10 protein-coding genes are annotated in these 17951 nt (G+C 50.5%); 6 read left to right on the top strand and 4 right to left on the bottom strand.

All coding sequences use genetic code 11. The features are described from left to right. Positions 1-74 precede the first annotated feature (74 nt). From ACFODX_RS15145 to ACFODX_RS15130, 4 genes are all read right to left on the bottom strand, one after another. Positions 75-296, bottom strand: a complete 222-nt coding sequence (locus ACFODX_RS15145) for a DUF2835 domain-containing protein (RefSeq protein ID WP_378120655.1) — start codon at positions 294-296, stop codon at positions 75-77. A 39-nt stretch (positions 297-335) separates the two neighbouring features. Then, the gene (locus tag ACFODX_RS15140; RefSeq protein WP_378120653.1) at positions 336-2348 is read right to left on the bottom strand and encodes a methyl-accepting chemotaxis protein; all 2013 of its coding nucleotides are present in this window, start codon (positions 2346-2348) and stop codon (positions 336-338) included. 272 nt (positions 2349-2620) lie between these two features. Continuing rightward, positions 2621-5218 (bottom strand): alpha-amylase family glycosyl hydrolase, encoded by a 2598-nt coding sequence (locus ACFODX_RS15135; protein WP_378120651.1) that lies wholly within the window; start codon positions 5216-5218, stop codon positions 2621-2623. A gap of 170 nt (positions 5219-5388) precedes the next feature. Further along, the gene (locus ACFODX_RS15130; protein ID WP_378120649.1) at positions 5389-10317 is read right to left on the bottom strand and encodes an NAD-glutamate dehydrogenase; all 4929 of its coding nucleotides are present in this window, start codon (positions 10315-10317) and stop codon (positions 5389-5391) included. 219 nt (positions 10318-10536) lie between these two features. Here ACFODX_RS15130 and ACFODX_RS15125 point away from each other — a divergent pair, with 219 nt between their 5' ends. The 6 genes from ACFODX_RS15125 to ACFODX_RS15100 all read left to right on the top strand — a co-directional run bounded on the left by ACFODX_RS15125 (position 10537) and on the right by ACFODX_RS15100 (position 17911). Continuing rightward, positions 10537-11496 carry an AAA family ATPase gene (locus tag ACFODX_RS15125; RefSeq protein ID WP_378120647.1) on the top strand — a complete coding sequence of 320 codons (960 nt, stop codon included), beginning with the start codon at positions 10537-10539 and terminating at the stop codon, positions 11494-11496. A gap of 10 nt (positions 11497-11506) precedes the next feature. Continuing rightward, entirely contained in the window at positions 11507-12475 is a 969-nt protein-coding gene (locus ACFODX_RS15120) for a DUF58 domain-containing protein (protein WP_378120645.1), read from the top strand. 62 nt (positions 12476-12537) lie between these two features. Continuing rightward, positions 12538-13098: a DUF4381 domain-containing protein gene (locus tag ACFODX_RS15115; protein WP_378120643.1), complete on the top strand. Its 561-nt coding sequence runs from the start codon at positions 12538-12540 to the stop codon at positions 13096-13098. Next, complete coding sequence (locus ACFODX_RS15110) at positions 13091-14095, top strand: vWA domain-containing protein (protein ID WP_378120641.1); 1005 nt, start codon at positions 13091-13093, stop codon at positions 14093-14095. Before ACFODX_RS15115 ends, ACFODX_RS15110 begins: the two co-directional genes overlap by 8 nt. Then, positions 14095-16086 carry a vWA domain-containing protein gene (locus ACFODX_RS15105; RefSeq protein WP_378120639.1) on the top strand — a complete coding sequence of 664 codons (1992 nt, stop codon included), beginning with the start codon at positions 14095-14097 and terminating at the stop codon, positions 16084-16086. Before ACFODX_RS15110 ends, ACFODX_RS15105 begins: the two co-directional genes overlap by 1 nt. 112 nt (positions 16087-16198) lie before the next feature. After that, the gene (locus ACFODX_RS15100) at positions 16199-17911 is read left to right on the top strand and encodes a BatD family protein (protein WP_378120637.1); all 1713 of its coding nucleotides are present in this window, start codon (positions 16199-16201) and stop codon (positions 17909-17911) included. Positions 17912-17951: the final 40 nt, after the last annotated feature.

The following is a 17951-nucleotide window of genomic DNA, read 5'->3' as shown; positions in this document are numbered from 1 at the left end:
ATTAAAAACAGGCCGCAAGGATACTGGATTACGCCCCTCAAATCACCCCAAAAGCCGGTATTTGTCTGTCGGGATTAGCCCAACCGCTGGATGGATTGAAAGCGATTTTGCTCATCAAAGTTGATTTGAAAGATACCGCTCACGCCGTTATGTAGCACAAACGGCCGCAGTATAGCGGCCGGAAAACGGATACTGCGCCCATCCACACTTTGCGCATGAACGGTTTTGGCACTGCCTTGGTACAGCCGCTGGAATTCCTCGGCAGAAATAAACAAGCTGACTACGATTGTGTTCAAACAAACCCCGCTTCAACTGAATAATGCAAATCACGCTATTCAGATTTTAAATTGCAGGGTGTTTTCCAACAAGCGATCCGCGCCTTGCCGCAAATTCAAACTGTACCCCAAGGTTTTTTGTACCTGATCCAGGATATTTTCAGAGGAGTCGCCAAGCTCGCGTGTGCTGCGCGACATTTGTTCCGCAACGGCCGCTTGCTGCTCGGCCGCTGTTGCAATTTGGGTATTTAAATCGCGCAGCATTTCTACGCTTTGCACAATTTGTTGCAGCGACTCACCCGCGCTGGCCGCACTTTGCACTGAATTCTGCGCTCCTTCAAAACTCTGCAAAATAATATTCACCGCTTTACTTGCCCGTTGCTGCAGCTTTTCAATAACACCCCGAATTTCGGCGGTGGAATCCTGGGTACGTTTTGCCAATGAACGCACCTCATCCGCCACCACGGCAAAACCTCTGCCCTGCTCTCCGGCGCGCGCGGCTTCAATGGCTGCATTTAATGCCAGTAAATTAGTTTGCTCGGCGATACTGCGAATCACCTCCAGCACAGCGCTGATATCAGCAACATCACCCTGCAACTCGGTGATAATCATTTTTGCATCGCCGACATCACTGCCCAAACGATTAATGGCTGCAATCGCCTCATTCACGCGCGTGCGCCCTTCCAGCGCTGTATCCCGTGCAACATCGGTGGCAGAACTGGCTTCTACACAGGTGCGCGCTACTTCGCGTACCGTTGCCGCCATTTCTGTTGCCGCCGATGCAGACTGCTGGGTTTGATTATTCTGCTGATCCAACTCACCTTTGGTTTCATCGGTAACGGCTTGTAACTCTACCGACAATTTATTGACCTGATCCGCAGAGCTTTGGATGTTGTTAATCAAGTGCGCCACCTGCCCCACCATCGCCGCCAGGTTATGTGCCACCTCGCCGATAACATCCCGGCTGTGAACCGCGAGCGTTTGGGAAAAATTACCGTTTTTTAGTTGCTGGGTAAGGTTGTTGACTGAATGCACACTATGATTCAAGGCCGTGAGAATCCCCATAGCGACATAACAGCCCAGGGCAATACAGGCCAAGGCCACTGCCAATAATAAAAGACGGGTATTTTCCGCCTGATCGCGCGCCAGTGAAGCACTTGCCAGTAACTCTTCGCTGGCCAGGGCATCAACCGCTGCAAGCGCATCAATCGCGGCCGTCGCCTGGGAGAAAAATACCGTGTTGGTAACACGCGGGGGGACAATCGCAAGTGCATCCTGCAGTAGCAGATTATCGAGCTGGGAAATTGCCGTTTTGAATTTTTCTACCGCAGCGGAAAAGTGATTGGCAAGGTCGCGGTTCTGATTCAGCAATTGTATTTGTTGCTCAAAATCGGCCAGGGTGCGCTGCATACCAAAATGCAGCCCTACCAAAGTTGCACGCTCTTCGGCGGTTACCTGCTGATCAGTTAACGCACCCGCACCACGGCCACGCAACTGCCCGAGCAATTCTTGCAATTCGGGAATCTGGAACAGGGTTAATTGTGAAAGATAATAATTGTCGCGTGTGGATTGCAGTTCAATATCAAAATAATCCACCAACAAAGTCATTTCTGCATGCACCCGCGCAATTAAACCGGTGTGAGCAGTAAAACTTTTGGCCGCATCTTTTTCGATGCTGGATAATTTCAGGCTGCGCCAGGCTTGCTCTATATTGCCCAGCTCGGTTTTAAACTCCGTTGTTTCATTAATGCGCTTAATAATACCGGCAAGATTCTGATCCAGAGACTGCTCTAACGCCTGCAAGGCTGCAGCCTTGTCATTGGCACCAGACAAATACTGCGCCATTAAGCCGCGATGTTGTGCAAAACCCAAAGCAATAGGTTTAACGGCCAGGATCAAATCGACTCCAGTCTGGGTTCGCTCTGCCGACACTAATACGCGGCTACTTTGCGACCACTGCAGATGCAGTAACCACAAAAATGGCACCAGAAATATTAAGACTATGGTGAGCAACTTGTTGGAAAACGACATGGTATTTGCCAACTTGACCGCTGGCGCAAAAAGACTGGACATAACAACTCCCTGAAAACGTTCACTGCACCAAAAATGCGCAGCAAAATAACAAGCAAGACAATAACTATTGTCACTTGAGAGATACTAGTAGACAAACCAGCGGAGGCAAACTCTTTTCAGGTTTCAATGATTTCAAACAACTTTTAATAAGGTTACGTAGTTTTTAATATTCTTAAAAAAAATAATAAAAAACCCCGAGCTATGTCGGGGTTTCAGATGTGTTGGTATAGGTATTGGTTTTAGTGTTAGTAAAAAAACACTTAACCCACCGGCTAACGCGGCTTGCGGAATACCGTCACTGCGGTGCCCTCCACCTGCGCCATGGCGCTGAGGTTAGTCAGGTTGGTGGCGCCGGTGGTGTTGGCGACTTGCGCCCACACACCTGCCGGTAAATTCACAAAGCGATTAGCGCCGCTGTTGTACACAATAAATAAATCATGGCTATCCCGCGGGCTGGTGATGTGCCCGGTGACCACTTCTCCGCCAAACTCTGCCGGGCGCGCCACCGCCAAATACTGGGCGATTTCAGCATTGGTAGTCATGCGCAAACCGGCGTGGCTGCGGCGCAGATTGATGAGATCTTTGAAGTATTTAAAGGTCGCAGCGTTACTGATTTTGTTGTTCCATTTGATGCTATTAAAACCATCGGGCGCGTTGTAAGTATTGTGCGTGCCGCCGTGGGCGCCAAAATTCCACGCACTGGCAATGTGCATTTGCTCGTTGTTGGTTTTGGTGCGCAAAAATTCATCGCCGGCGTGTACAAAGGGAATGCCTTGGCTGGTGAACACTATGCCCATACCAAAATTCGCCACACGTTTGGCATAACCCAAATTAGCCGGTGGTGTCAGGCTCAGCACTTGATGCGATGAATTTTGCACCACGTTGCTGGCAAGGCTTAAATAAATCTTGTCCCACAAACCGAAATTATCGTGCGCAGAAATATAGTTAATACTCTGCTCCGGGTCGGCGCTGTAATTGCGGAACCAAGTGCCGTTGCGCGAATCATTGGCGCTGTAGGGCGATGCGCGCATGCCGTCGTAAATCGCCCAGCCACCATCGGCAGGGTTCAAATTATTAAACATGTAGGCGGTGCTGGTGCCATCGTTATTGCCTTTAATGGCATCGCGGAAAGCTCCGTTAAATACGCCTACATGTTCCTCCACCATAAAGCGGGTGGTGCCATAGCGCACACGCTGACCTTCTTTGGAGTCACCGGCATAACCGTTCCAGGGCTCGCCGTAGAGCAGCAAATTGCGATCCGCAAATTTAGTATTTAAATGGCGCCCCCACTTCTCCACTTCGGCGTAAGAAAAAATACCAATCAAATCGAAACGGAAACCGTCGATGCCATATTCCTCCACCCAGTATTCCAATGAATCCTGAATTAAACGGCTCACCATAGGTTGATCGGCGTCGATGGAATTGCCGGTGCCGGACAAATCGGTCGCGGTGTAATATTTTGACGAAATAGTTTCAAACATTTCTTTGGCAAAGGTGTGGTTGTACACCACATCCATAATCACGCGAATGCCAGCTTTGTGAAATTCATTCACCATGGTTTTGAATTCGCGCATGCGGTTTTCGTAATCCAATGGTGTTTGTGAATAGCGCTCTTCCGGCACGTTGTAATTGCGTGGGTCGTAGCCCCAGTTGTAACAGGGGTCGGAATCCGGCAGGCCATCGCAGGTGGCATAGTCATACACCGGCAAGAGTTGCACATGGGTCACACCCAATTCTTTCAGGTGATCCAGCCCGGTTTTGGTGCCATTTAATACAGTGCCTGCTTGCACCATGCCCAAATATTTTCCGCGGTTATTGGTGAGTACACCGGAGCTGGGGTCGATGGTGAAATCGCGCACGTGCACTTCATAAATAATTGCATCTTCACGCGCAACTAACGCGGGGCGCGGCGCCCAACCACCCGCTAATTGCGTGCGACTAGTGTCCATGACGATATTGGTATTGGTTTGCGGCTTAATCATTTTGCCGTAGGGGTCGCGCACTTCGGTGCCGTTGATGAGGAAGCTGTATTCCGCAAGGCGCAAATCACCATTCACCGCCACCTGATACACATTGGTGTAGCCGTTAAAGTCAGGCACTTTTTGCAGGTTGTGCGTAATGCCATTGACCTTAACCTTGACGTTGGCTGAGTCTGGCGACCAGATAGAAAAAATCGTTTTTTCTGGCGTGTAAACCGCACCTAACGTAGATACTGCCACTGGGCAATTTTGCGTGCAGGCGAGTTTTTCCAGTGTGAAGGCACGGGTCTGGTCGTTGACGGTAATTTTGTAATCGCCGCTGCCTGTTTGATAAATATCGGCACCAGATTGATCGAGAATTTTATCGCTATTGGTGTCGCCATAATTTTGCGCCCAATTGCCATACACATCGAACTTGAAGCGCTGATTGGTTTGACCATCCAGGCTGACCGTTAATTGCCAGGTATTGTTGCCCACCAAGGTCATGGGTGTGGCCGCCCAGTTATTGGCTGTGCCGCGGAAATAGAGCGATGGAAAAACCTTGCTGAATCCACTCTGGTCGCAACTGCTGACCACTTGCGCGCTAATGCTGTTGTTGGTGGTATTAAACGAAATTTTGTAACGGGTGTTGGCGTTCACCACATAATCGGTCGCGGGAAAACTTTGCGCCCAGTTGCCGTAGCGATCAATTTTAAAACGCGGCGCGCCGTTGCTGTCGCCTGCACCAAACAGCTGGCAGGTTTCAAAACTGGTGGCAGAAGTTTGTGTCATGGCCGTAGCGGCCCAATTATTGGGTGTGCCACGGAAAAACCAATCGGCGTAACTGTATTGGGAAATACTGACGGCAGCGAATAGTCTCGCCGCCACTAACATGGCATTGCGTGATGTCATTTTACTTGCCTCGTTATCATTATTATCGGCTGTCAAACTGATAGCCTGTGTATACACATGGATAAGCCATAGGCTTGCATACATGGTCGGCTATCGGCTTGTAAAAAAACAGGCTGGCGCGTAAAGCTGCATACGTATTCATAATGCCCAACCGATTTTTTTATAAAAAATCAGATGGACTCACAATGCTGGGTGGCCTGCGCCAGATCCAGTAAATCGCGTAAAGCGACAGCAATCATCGCAAAATCGGTGCCGTTAACTGCCTGCAGTTCATTCACCATGGATTTCCAGCGCCCAATCAGCAATTGATGTTGTGCACTCCAACGTTCAATTAATTGCTCAACGTCTAATGGCTCAACCTTTTCAAGGTCATCCATAAACCTGACCAACGACACGCTCAGGTTGCGCAATTGCGATTCCAAATCACCAAGATAGGCTTCGCGCGCCATGGCCTGCCAAAAATTATCCACTGGCAAGTTGGAAATCTGGGCAGAAAACCAGGGCAAACTCAAGTGATTGCCCAGCGCAAAATATACCTTTGCCAAGTTATCGACCGATTGATTGGCGATGCGCGCCGCTTCTACCACGCTCAAGCCGGAATAGAGATCGGCAGGGTGTGCCGCGCGTTTCACCAGCGGCTCAGGCAACCCCAGTGTGCGCAAATGTTCGCTGGTCGCTAACCACTCTTGCAGCGCCTCGCCGCTTAATAAATTCTCTAAATTTTCGTTGATATGCATCATGCCTTGGGAAAACAATTGGACTTCGTTAACCGGGTTCAAATAACTGCGCCGATTGCGTAAAAACCAGCGAGTGGCGCGGCGAATTTTACGCATCATGCTGTTAATTAATTGCAGCTGCAGCGCCGCTGAAATATTTGCCGAGCTGCGCTCCAGCGCCGCCAGGAACTCGGGCATCGCATAAATATCGCGCGCAATCACATAGGCTTTGGCGATATCCGCCACACTCGCGCCCGTGGATTCCATTAGCCGCTGCGCAAAACTGATGCCCATGGTATTCACCATGTCATTGGCGATTTGGGTTGCCACTATCTCGCGGCGCAAACGGTGGTTGCGCAAGGCCAATGGAAATAGCTGCGCAATTTTTTGCGGAAAGGCCGTTTCAATAAACGCGGCCATGTAATCATCATCGGCGATAGTCGTTTGTGTTAAATCCTCTTTTAACACGGCTTTGGCGTAGGAAATTAAAATCGCCAACTCTGGTCGCGTTAAACCTTTACCCTGGGTTTGGCGCTCCAACAACAAATCATCCGTAGGTAAAAATTCCAGTTTGCGATTCAGCCGGCCCTGCTGCTGCAAATAATTCATGACCCGACGATACTCGGCGCTACGCGCCAAAGCCTCGGATTGCGCCACACTAATGGCTTGCACCTGCCGGCGATTGTTATAGAGCACCAGCTGCGCCACATTGTCGGTCATATCCATGAGTAATTGGTTGCGCTGCTTGGCGGTTAGATCGCCATTGGCAACTATTTCATTCAATAAAATTTTGATATTCACTTCATGGTCAGAACAATCAACACCACCGGCGTTATCGATAAAATCAGTATTACAGGCGCCGCCATTTAAACAGTATTCAATGCGACCGCGTTGGGTCATGCCTAAATTGCCACCTTCGCCAAATACCTTACAGCGCAGTTCCTCGCCATTCACCCGCAGGTTGTCGTTAGCTTTATCGCCAACATCAGCGTGGGTTTCTGTGGCCGCTTTGACATAGGTGCCAATGCCGCCGTTCCAAATCAAATCAACCGGCGCTTGTAACAATTGGTGAATAAATTCAGTCGGTGTAAGGCTGGTGGCATCTATCGCAAAACAAGCGCGCATTTGCGGCGTAATCGCAATAGCTTTGGCGCTGCGCTCAAATACGCCGCCACCTTCACTCAGTAATTTTTTGTCGTAATCTGCCCAGGTACTTTTTGGCAGTAAAAATAAACGCTGCCGCTCCGCAAAACTCGCAGCAGCTTCCGGGTTGGGATCAATAAAAATATGTTGGTGATTAAATGCGGCGACCAATTTGATCGCCGATGACAAGAGCATGCCATTGCCAAATACATCGCCCGCCATATCGCCAATACCCAGCACGCTGATCGGCTGGTTTTGCACATCGATACCTTTTTCATGGAAATGGCGCTGCACTGAAATCCAGGCGCCGCGCGCGGTAATGCCCATGCCTTTGTGGTCGTAGCCCTGACTGCCGCCTGATGCAAACGCATCGCCCAGCCAGTGGTTGTATTGCTGCGAAATTGCATTGGCGATATCGGAAAAACTCGCCGTACCTTTGTCGGCAGCTACTACCAAGTAGGGATCGTTTTCGTCGTAACACACCACTTCAAGCGGTGCGACCACACGGCCATCAATAAAATTATCGGTAAGGTCAAGCAGGCCGCGAATAAACCATTGATAGCAGGCAATGGCCTCTTGCTGTTGTTGCTCGCGCGTTGCATTGGCGGGCATTTTTTTACACACAAATCCGCCCTTGGCACCACTCGGGACAATCACCGCATTTTTAACTTGCTGGGCTTTTACCAGACCCAAAACTTCCGTGCGATAGTCCTGCAGGCGATCCGACCAACGCAGCCCGCCGCGCGCAACTTTACTGGTGCGCAAATGCACCGCTTCCATGCGCGTGGAGTAAACAAATATTTCAAACAGCGGGCGCGGTTCAGGAATTTCCGCCAAAGCGCGCGGCGCAAATTTTATGGATAGATAAGGTTTATAACCCCCTTGGTCATCGCGCTGGTAAAAATTAGTGCGCAGGCTGTTATCGATCAGCGCCATAAAACGGCGAATAATGCGATCATCATTCAGGTTTTGCACTTGATCCAATTCACTCACAATACGCGCGCGAATTTGCTCCAATGCGGCCGCTGTTGACTCGCTCTGCTGCTGCGGATCAAATTTGGTGTGAAATAAATTAATTAACTGGCGCGTTAAGCTCGCCTGATTAACCAAGGCCTTGGCAATATAAGTATTGGTTAATGGAAACAGGGTTTGGTGCATGTAGCTGGCGTAAGCGCGCAAGAGTACAACTGATCGCCAGGGCAACCCCACACTACCAACCAAGGCATTAAAAGTATCGTCATCCGCCTCACCCTGCCAGATTGCAATAAACGCATCCGTCAGGACATTTTTTAACAGCGAGAAATCAAGCGTCGCTTGCGACTGGTGTTCCAGTTTGAAATCGTGCACCCAAACAACTTGCCCCGATTTATTTGCAATATCGTAAGCCGTTTCACTGACCACCCGAAAGCCAAGGTTCTCCAATACCGGAATAACATCGGACAGCGCCAGAGTGGTATGGGGATGAAAAATTCTGAACTGCAAACTGGCACCAGCCTCCTGCCCCCGCAATTGATAAATGCTCAGCGCGATAGGCGCTACCTGACGCAGGCTGCGTTTATCGGCAGGTGTTGTTTGCTGTGCGGGCAACTGCTGCAAAAGTTGCTGGATAATCTGGATATCCTGCACCGCCGTGCGCGCGTCATATTGCTCCTGATAACCGGTTGGAAATGCATCGCGGTATTCACGCAGCAGTTGGGCACTGGCTTCTTCGCCGTGCGCCTCTTGCAAGGCGCCCAGTAAAAAATCCTCCCAGGAGCGGGTGATATTGACTATGCCCGCTTGCAGCGCAGCCACATCAACTTGGAGCGGCTGGTGTTTATCCAACTTAAACACCAGATAAACCCGCGCAAGAATGGATTCTGAAAAATAGGTAGTAAATTCACACTCTTGCGAGCCAATCGCTTTACCAATTAATTCCTGGATTAATAGGCGAATACGGGTGGAGAAATAATCGCGCGGCACATAGACAATAAAATTAATAAATTTTCCAAACGGATCGCGCCGCATAAACAAACGCACCATAGAGCGCTCGTTGATTCGCGCTACCCCCATGAGCGTTTCAAATAATTCTGCACTGCTACTTAAAAAGATTTCATTGCGCGGAAACGTTTCCAACAACTGACGAAAGTTTTTGCCGTCGTGACTGGATTCCTGCAATCCGCTGCGTGCAAATACCTGTGCAACTTTGGTGGCAATCAGGGGAATGTCGTTGGGGTTCATCAAATACACCGCAGAGGTGTACAGCCCAAGGAAACGCGCCTCACCTATCACTTCACCGCGCTCGTTAAACCGTTTAACAATTACATAATCGGAATAAGCGTAGCGATGCACGCGCGAACGCAAGGAGGATTTGGAAAATACAATCGGCTGGGGCACCAAATGGAAACGCGCCATGCCGTCATTGAATTGATCAACGGCCAGCAGCGCTGGTGAGCTTTGGCGCAAAGCAAAAATCCCCAGGCGCTGAGCGGGAATTTCACGCAGCGCCTTTTTACCCTCCAGTTCGCAGAATTCATATTCTGAATAGCCGAGGAAGGTAAACCTGTCCTCCGTCAGCCAGCGCAAAAACGCCTTGGTTTCCTGCACCCGCGCAACACAGGCAGGGTCCTGGATGTGATTGAGGTTTTGTTCGGCAGCCAGTGCGGCGGCTCGCATTGGTTGGTAGTCGGCGACAACCCTTTCCACCTCGGCCAGTACGCTGTGCAAGGCCGCTTGTATGGCGGCCATTTCCTGCGCATCGCTGTGCGCGCTAATCTCCATCACAATCAAGGCTTCGTGATTGTCGGCAGCTTCGGGGCCATTGCGCTCACTCAGGCTCACTAACTGCGCCCCATCGCGCATCACTTTTAATACGGTGCTTTTAATGGTGTAAATGGGAATGCTGCGGCGGTTCAATTCAATGCGCAGCGAGTCCACCAAAAAGGGCATGTCGCGCTGTAGCACCGCCAGTACACTGTGCGAACTCACCCAACCGTCCTCTGCGAGCGAGGGATTAAAGAGGCGTATTTTGGGCTGCTGGCGATCAAACACCGCCAGAAACTGCCACCATTGGTAGACACTGCCAAAAACATCACTCAGGCGTTTGCCCTGCAGTTCATCCAGCGGGTAGTGATTAAAAAAATAACCGGCAAACTGGTTAAAGGCGGGCGGCTCGCTAGGGCCCAGCTGCTCCTTGGCGTAGCGGGTAAATTCTTCAAGAAACCCGGCGGGATGACACTGGCTCACCAAAGCGCTGTTCATAGAAACTCCCTCGTCTTTGCATCGCGGTTGAATCCTTTAAGCCTAGCCGAAAAATCCCTGTAAACACTTGAAATCACAAGGAACTGACACCAACAAGTGCAGTCTATTGAGCGCTTTGTGAAGCCGTAGCGCAGGCAGGTAACGCCGTCAGTCATCAGGTATCAATCAATACCCAACCCTGACAGCTCTCTTAATGACAACCAAAGGTCTTCAATCCCAATGCAGGCACATGAACAATTACAGTCGCTGAACACCTGGCTTAATGACCAAATTATCGGACAGGAACACCTCATCCAACGTTTGTTAATCGCACTGCTGGCCGATGGCCACCTGCTGGTAGAAGGCGCTCCCGGCCTTGCCAAAACCAAGGCGATTAAAACCCTCTCCCAGGCGATTGAGGGCAACTTCCACCGCATCCAGTTCACTCCCGATTTACTGCCTTCCGACGTTACCGGCACCGATATTTATCGCCCCGAGCAACACCGTTTTGAATTCCAGCCCGGCCCCATTTTTCACAACCTGGTGCTGGCGGATGAAATTAACCGCGCCCCGGCCAAGGTGCAGTCAGCACTGCTGGAAGCCATGGCCGAACGTCAGGTGAGTGTGGGCAGCAAAACCTACCCACTGCCCGGTTTGTTTATGGTGATGGCAACCCAAAACCCCATCGAACAGGAAGGCACCTACCCGCTGCCCGAAGCACAGCTGGATCGCTTCCTGTTACATGTGGTGGTGGATTACCCAAGCATTGATGCCGAGCGCCGGATTCTGCAGCTCGCGCGCAACGAAGCCGCGGCAGTTGCGGTAGCGCAGCCACCGGTTATTTCACAAGCGGGTATTGAAGCGGCGCGCAAAGAGATTCTGAACATTCACATGGCGGAGAGTGTGGAGGACTACATAGTCCACCTGATTAACGCCACCCGCCGCCCCGCCCAGTATTCCGCAGATTTAGCGGAGTTGATTGAATACGGTGCCAGCCCGCGCGCCACCATTGCACTGGATCGCTGCGCGCGCGCCCACGCCTGGTTGGAAGGCCGCGATTTTGTCAGCCCCGATGATGTACAAGCGGTTGCCCATGACGTGCTGCGCCATCGCCTGATTTTAAGTTTTGAAGCAGAAGCCACAGGTACTACGGCCAATCAGGCGATAGACCAACTACTCGCCGCCGTGCCGCTGAGCTAGGAAGCGCGTTATGGCTAACCTCCAGCAGGATTTAAACCCGCGCGGTGCCTACACCGAGTTGGCGAGTTTGCTGCGCTGCCGTTTTTCTGCGCAGGATCTAAAACTGTTTGCCCATCGCCCCGCGCGCAGTTTGTTGTCGGGCGGCGAGCGCACTCGTTTCCGCGGCCGGGGTATGGATTTTGAAGAAGTACGCCTTTACCAGCCGGGCGACGATATCCGCTCCATCGATTGGCGGGTTACAGCGCGCACCCAGGTGGCACACACCAAAATTTTCCGCGAGGAGCGTGAGCGCCCGGTGTTTATGCTGGTCGATCAACGCTCGCCGCTGTTTTTTGGTAGCACCCGCTGCTTCAAATCAGTAATGGCAGCACATATCGCCGCCCTGCTCGGTTGGGCCGCACTTGCCAATGGCGACCGTTTGGGTGCATTGGTATTTGGTGATTACAGCCAGCGCGATGTTCGCCCGCGTCGCAGTAAACACGCGGTGCTGGAATTGCTGCACCAATTGCAGGATTACAACCATCGCCTGACATCGCCAGTTACGCCAGAACCGACGACGACCGCGTCAGGGCAAATTTCCACAGCCAATACACTAACTGACATGCTTGCCGATGCGCGGCGCATTGCCAAACCCGGCTGCGCGCTATTTATCATCAGCGATTTTCACGACCTGGATGGCCATGCCGAGCAACAATTATTTGAGTTAGCTCGCCATACGGATGTCACGCTGATTCATGTTTACGATCAGCTCGAACGCGAATTAATCAGTAATGCAGCACTCACCATCAGTAATGGCAGGGAGCGCTTGCAACTTGCGGCTAACCAAAAGGCTTTTCAACAGGCTTACAAAAACCAGTTTGATCAGCAATTACAGTTGCTCAGCGGTTTGTGTAAACGGCTGCGCATCCCCTTGTTAAGTTACGCCACGCAAGATGATATCCACGAAGGCCTGCGCAAAGCATTCGGGCGTAGGAAATAATTCAGGGTTTTATCGCCAAGGCTTTAATGCTCCAACAAATAATTAATCTGTGAACAATAGCTATGCAACCAACGCCAACTCCCTTGGATCAATTAGCCGATATTCATTTACCTGCTGAACCCGGCTGGTGGCCGCTAGCGCCCGGCTGGTGGATATTACTGGCACTGGCCATTGGTGCGCTGATGTTATTTTTGTGGTGGCGCCATCGCCAACAGCAGAACCGTTACCGGCAGATTGCACTGCAGGAACTGGATGCAATTTTTAACCAATACCAGCAACAGCAAAACGCTGCCGACTATTTACACCAACTCAGTGTGTTGTTGCGCCGCACCGCTATTACCGCTTATCCGCAGAGTTTCAACGCCAGCATAAAAGGTACTGAGTGGTTGAATTGGTTAGATGCCAACTGCCCCGCCCTGAGCACCAGATTTTCCAGTGATTTAGGGCAAAGTTTAGTGGCCAATGCCTATCAAAAAAATCCACAGGTTGATGCACATGCGCTTTATCAGCTGAGCAAGGAATGGATCAGCTTGCATCGCACAACATCAGCCAGGAAAAAAATATCCACCAAGAAAACAATTACCAAGAAGACAACCACTGCGGTGGAGACAACTCATGTTTGAAATGCAGTGGCCCTGGCTCCTCCTGCTCGCCCCTTTGCCGCTGGCGATGCAGTTATTGCCCGCTAAAAAGCGCGTGGAAGCCGCGTTGCGCGTTCCTTTTTATCAACACGCAAGCCAATTGGAACAACACCACAAACTGGGGCTGAACAAACGCCCGGCAAAATTATTGTTGCTGTGGCTTATCTGGTTATCCTGTTTGCTGGCTGCCACCAATCCGCAATGGGTAGGCGAACCCACCAGCATGCCATCCAGCGGGCGGGATTTATTAATGGCCGTGGATATCTCCGGCAGTATGGAACAAACCGACATGACCATCGCCGGGCGCGGTGTTACGCGGTTAATGGCCGTAAAAAAAGTGATTGGTGAATTCGTAGTGCGCCGCAACAGCGACCGCATGGGTTTAATTTTATTTGGTGCCCAAGCCTATTTGCAGGCGCCACTCACCTACGACCGCCAAACGGTTAACCAATTATTGCAAGAGGCACAAATTGGTTTTGCCGGCCGCGAAACCGCAATCGGCGATGCGATTGGCCTTGCCGTAAAACGTTTACGTGACCGCCCCAATGCCAGCCGGGTCTTAGTGTTATTAACCGATGGCGCTAACACTTCCGGCCAGCTCTCGCCCGAGAAAGCCACCGAATTGGCACAACAAGCCAAGATTAAAATTTACACCATCGCCTTTGGTGCTGAGTCTATGGAAGTACAAGGGCTTTTTGGCTCGCGCACCATTAATCCTTCACGCGATTTGGACGAGCCAGGCATGATTAACATTGCCGAAAAAACTGGCGGTAAATATTTTCGCGCGCGCAATTTGGAAGAGCTGGAAAATATTCACCGCGAATTGGATCGCCTCGAACCTGTAGAAATGGAAACAGAAACCTTTCGCCCGGTTCAAACCTTATTTTATTGGCCACTCGCCCTTGCCTTGTTGTTGAGCCTGCTGCTTGCCAGCTGGCACCTTTGGCAGGGCCGCGCAACCCGTGTGGAGCAGGCATAATGCTGGACACATTTATTTCCCAATTTCATTTTTTGCGCCCGCTGTGGTTAATTGCACTGGCGCCTGTGCTAGTGATTGCACTCTTACTCTGGTATCAAAAACACACGGCTAAACAGTGGCAGCAAATGGTTGCACCGGAACTGTTGAAATATTTATTGGATGGCCAAACCACGCGCATCAATCCCTGGCAATTTTTGGTGTTGTTATTAGCCTGGGTTATTAGTTGCCTTGCACTTGCCGGCCCCAGCTGGGAAAAACGCCCGGTCGCCGTGGAGCAAAATTTACAAGCACTGGTGATTATGTTGGATCTCTCACCTTCGATGATGAGTGAAGATGTAAAACCCTCACGTCTGGTGCGCGCCCGCCTAAAAATTGCCGACATACTGCGTGCACGCAAAGATGGCCAAACAGCTCTGTTGGTTTATGCCGGTGATGTGCATGTGGTTACACCACTCACCGACGATGGCGAAACCATCAATAATATTATTCCCGCACTCCACCCCAATATAATGCCCGCGCGCGGCAGCAATACCGAAGCTGCAGTAAGCCGCGCATTGCAACTGTTGAAAGATGCCTCCATCACCCAGGGCGATTTGTTATTAATTACCGATGGTGTCGATGAAGATGCACAGTACACAGTGCGCGACATCATGCAGCGCGAACCGCAATACCGTTTATCTATCCTCGGCGTCGGTGGCGATACCCCTACCCCCATTCCCAGCAGCAAAGGTGGTTTTGTTCGCGACAATAGCCGTAATCTGGTCACCACCAAACTCAATAGCGGTGAATTGCAGCAGTTAGCTGGCGATAGCCGTGGGCGTTACCGAACACTGGGCAATACCAGTGCAGATATAGATTACCTGCTCAATTTTCCTGCGCCGGTACAAGCAGAAACACAAAAAGTAGAACGTGAATTTGACAGCTGGTATGACCGTGGCCACTGGCTGGTGTTATTGCTATTACCCATTGTGCTTTACAGTTTCCGTCGCGGTGTATTGCTGGGCTTTTTGTTAGTGCCACTGCTGGGTTTAACACCGAACACCAGCTACGCCATGGAGTGGAGCGATTTATGGAAAAACAAAAACCAGCAAGCGCTGGATGCATTGCAGCAAGGCAATGCAGAACAAGCCGCGCAAAATTTTACTGACCCACAATGGAAAGCCAGCGCCCAATTCAAGGCGGGCAATTATGCTGAAGCCGCCAAGGGTTTCGCCCAAGAGGATAGCGCAGTAGGCCACTACAATCGCGGCAATGCCCTGGCAAAATCCAATCAATTACCCGAGGCTATCAAAGCCTACGATGAAGCATTAAAACGCGACCCTGAATTTGCTGATGCAAAAAAGAACCGCCAATTGGTAGAAGAAGCTATCAAGCAGCAACAAAATCAGGATCAACAAGACCAGCAAAATCAACAGCAGGAAAATAAAGAGCAAGACAAACAGGATCAAGGTAATAAGGATCAACAAAACCAGGATCAGCAAGACCAACAGCAACAGGACCAAGATCAACAGGACAATAGCCAGCAAAATAACCAACAAGATAATCAGGATCAGCAACAACAAAACGATCAGCAAAACAACCAACAAAACGAACAGCAACAAAATCAATCTGAGCCTGAACAACAAGATCAACAGCAGGATCAAGAGCAGCAAGAACAGAAAGAACAGAAAGAACAGAAAGAACAGAAAGAACAGAAAGAACAGCAAAAAAATGACGCCCAACAAATGACCGAAGAAGAACAAGCAGCGGAAGCGCAAAAGCGCGAACAAGAGGAACAAGCCGCGCAAGCTGAACAACAAATGCTTGAACAGACAGAAGACGAGCTGACCGATGAAGAGCGTCAGGCCATGGAGCAATGGCTGCGGCGAGTGCCTGATGATCCAGGTGGTTTGTTACGCAACAAATTCCAGTATGAGTATTACAAACGCAATCAAGAAATTATGAATGGCGATTGGACACCACCGGAAAACGGTGCTGAAAACCGCTGGTAAATCGCCAGATAAAACTCAAGGTAACACAGCGCCCGGGCGCGCAATTGCAATGGAAAAAACAATGAGAGAATTTGCTTTTGGTTTTCAATGTCACGCGCGGCGATCATTTGGAGTGGCATTGTTATTAACCCTGTTATTCACTGCCGTTAATACCTATGCCGCCAACCTGACCGCCAGCGTCGACCGCGACATTCTGGGTTTGGACGAAACCTTTACTCTGGTGCTGCGCTACGACCGCCAAATTAATGCAACACCGGACTATGAATTGCTGCGCAAGGATTTTGATATTCTCAATACCCAAAGCGGCACCCAAATGAGTATTATCAATGGCAACATGGAGGCCTCTACCGAGTGGAAAATTGCACTGGCCCCCAAACGTATTGGCCAGCTGTTAATTCCCTCGTTCAACATAGACGGCGCCGTCAGCGATGCAATCCAGATTACCGTAGAAGGGAAAAGTCGCTCACCACAAAACGGCGACAATCAGGTCACAGTCGAACTGGAAACCAATAAAGATTCTGCTTACGTGCAAGAGCAAATTATTGTCACCCTGCGCCTTTACACCACAGTGGGTTTAAGCGGAATTGATTTGCAACCACTGCAAGTGAAAGACGCCTTGGTAGTACAGTTGGATGAAAAACAATATCAAACAAAAATTAATGGGCGCCCCGGCGCTGTGGTAGAAACCCGTTACGCCTTATTCCCGCAACAGAGCGGCGAATTATTAATTCCCAGCGTGCTTTATCAGGTGTCGCTGGACGCAGGGCAACAGGATTTATGGGACAGATTTTATGGCAACAGCCAAAGCAATATTCGTCGTTTGCGCACCGAGGAACAGCGTTTAGCGATCAAATCCGCACCGGCTGCCAACAATAGCCAAGCCTGGTTGCCGGCGAACAACGTCGAGTTGGTGGAGCACTGGAGCGCCAGTGTGGATTCACTCAAGGTGGGCGAACCTATCACCCGCACTATCACCATAAAAGCAGATGGTTTAACCGCAGGGCAAATCGCACCACTGCAGCTGAGCAATCCAGATGGCCTCACCTTTTATAACGATCAGGCACAAACCGACGATCAAAAAACCACGGCGGGAATTCTGGGTTCGCGCATAGAAACCATCGCAATAGTTCCCACCAAAACGGGCAGCTTCACCCTGCCGGAAATCAAGGTCAACTGGTGGGACACCAACAACCAGCGCTTTCAAACAGCAACCCTGCCTGCAGTCACCTTGAATGTAAGCAGTGGAGCCATGTCATCCACACTGGATGACACTGCTAATGCTCAGGTGGATGACACCACTGAGCCTGCTGCAGTGCCAGTAAATACCGACCTCAGCAGCTTAAGCACTACCGATGCCGACACCCAAACAGAGAGCGCACCAACCTGGCTTTACCTGACTAATCTGCTGACTTTATTGACCAGCTTGTTTTTTGGCTGGCAGTGGTTGCGCGCGAAAAAAATGCAGCAAGCCGTGCAAGATACCCATCAACACGAAAAATTATCGCTTGAATCTGAAGCGGCAGCCTGGAGTAATTTAAAACATGCACTGGGCGACAACAATTTGCCGCAATTGCGCAAAAGTATTATTGAGTGGAGCCGCATCTATTGGCAGGACAAAACCCTGAGCAGCCTGCAGGGTGTAGCGGCGCGCGCAAAAAACCCTGAGTTGGATATTCATTTACAAAATTTGGATAGCGCGATTTTCAGTAGCCAAAACACTGGTGTGGATACTGATCCTTTGTTGCAATTACTGGTCAATATTCGCCGTCGCAAATACAAAAAAACGGCTGCCGGTGAGCAGTTGCAGCCGCTGTATAAAACATAATGTTTAAACTAGCCGGCGCACCCACCAACCCCGAGTGCGC

Source organism: Cellvibrio fontiphilus, assembly GCF_042646205.1.
GTDB classification, from domain to species: Bacteria; Pseudomonadota; Gammaproteobacteria; order Pseudomonadales; family Cellvibrionaceae; genus Cellvibrio; species Cellvibrio fontiphilus_A.
This window is presented reverse-complemented; position numbering and strand designations above follow the sequence as displayed.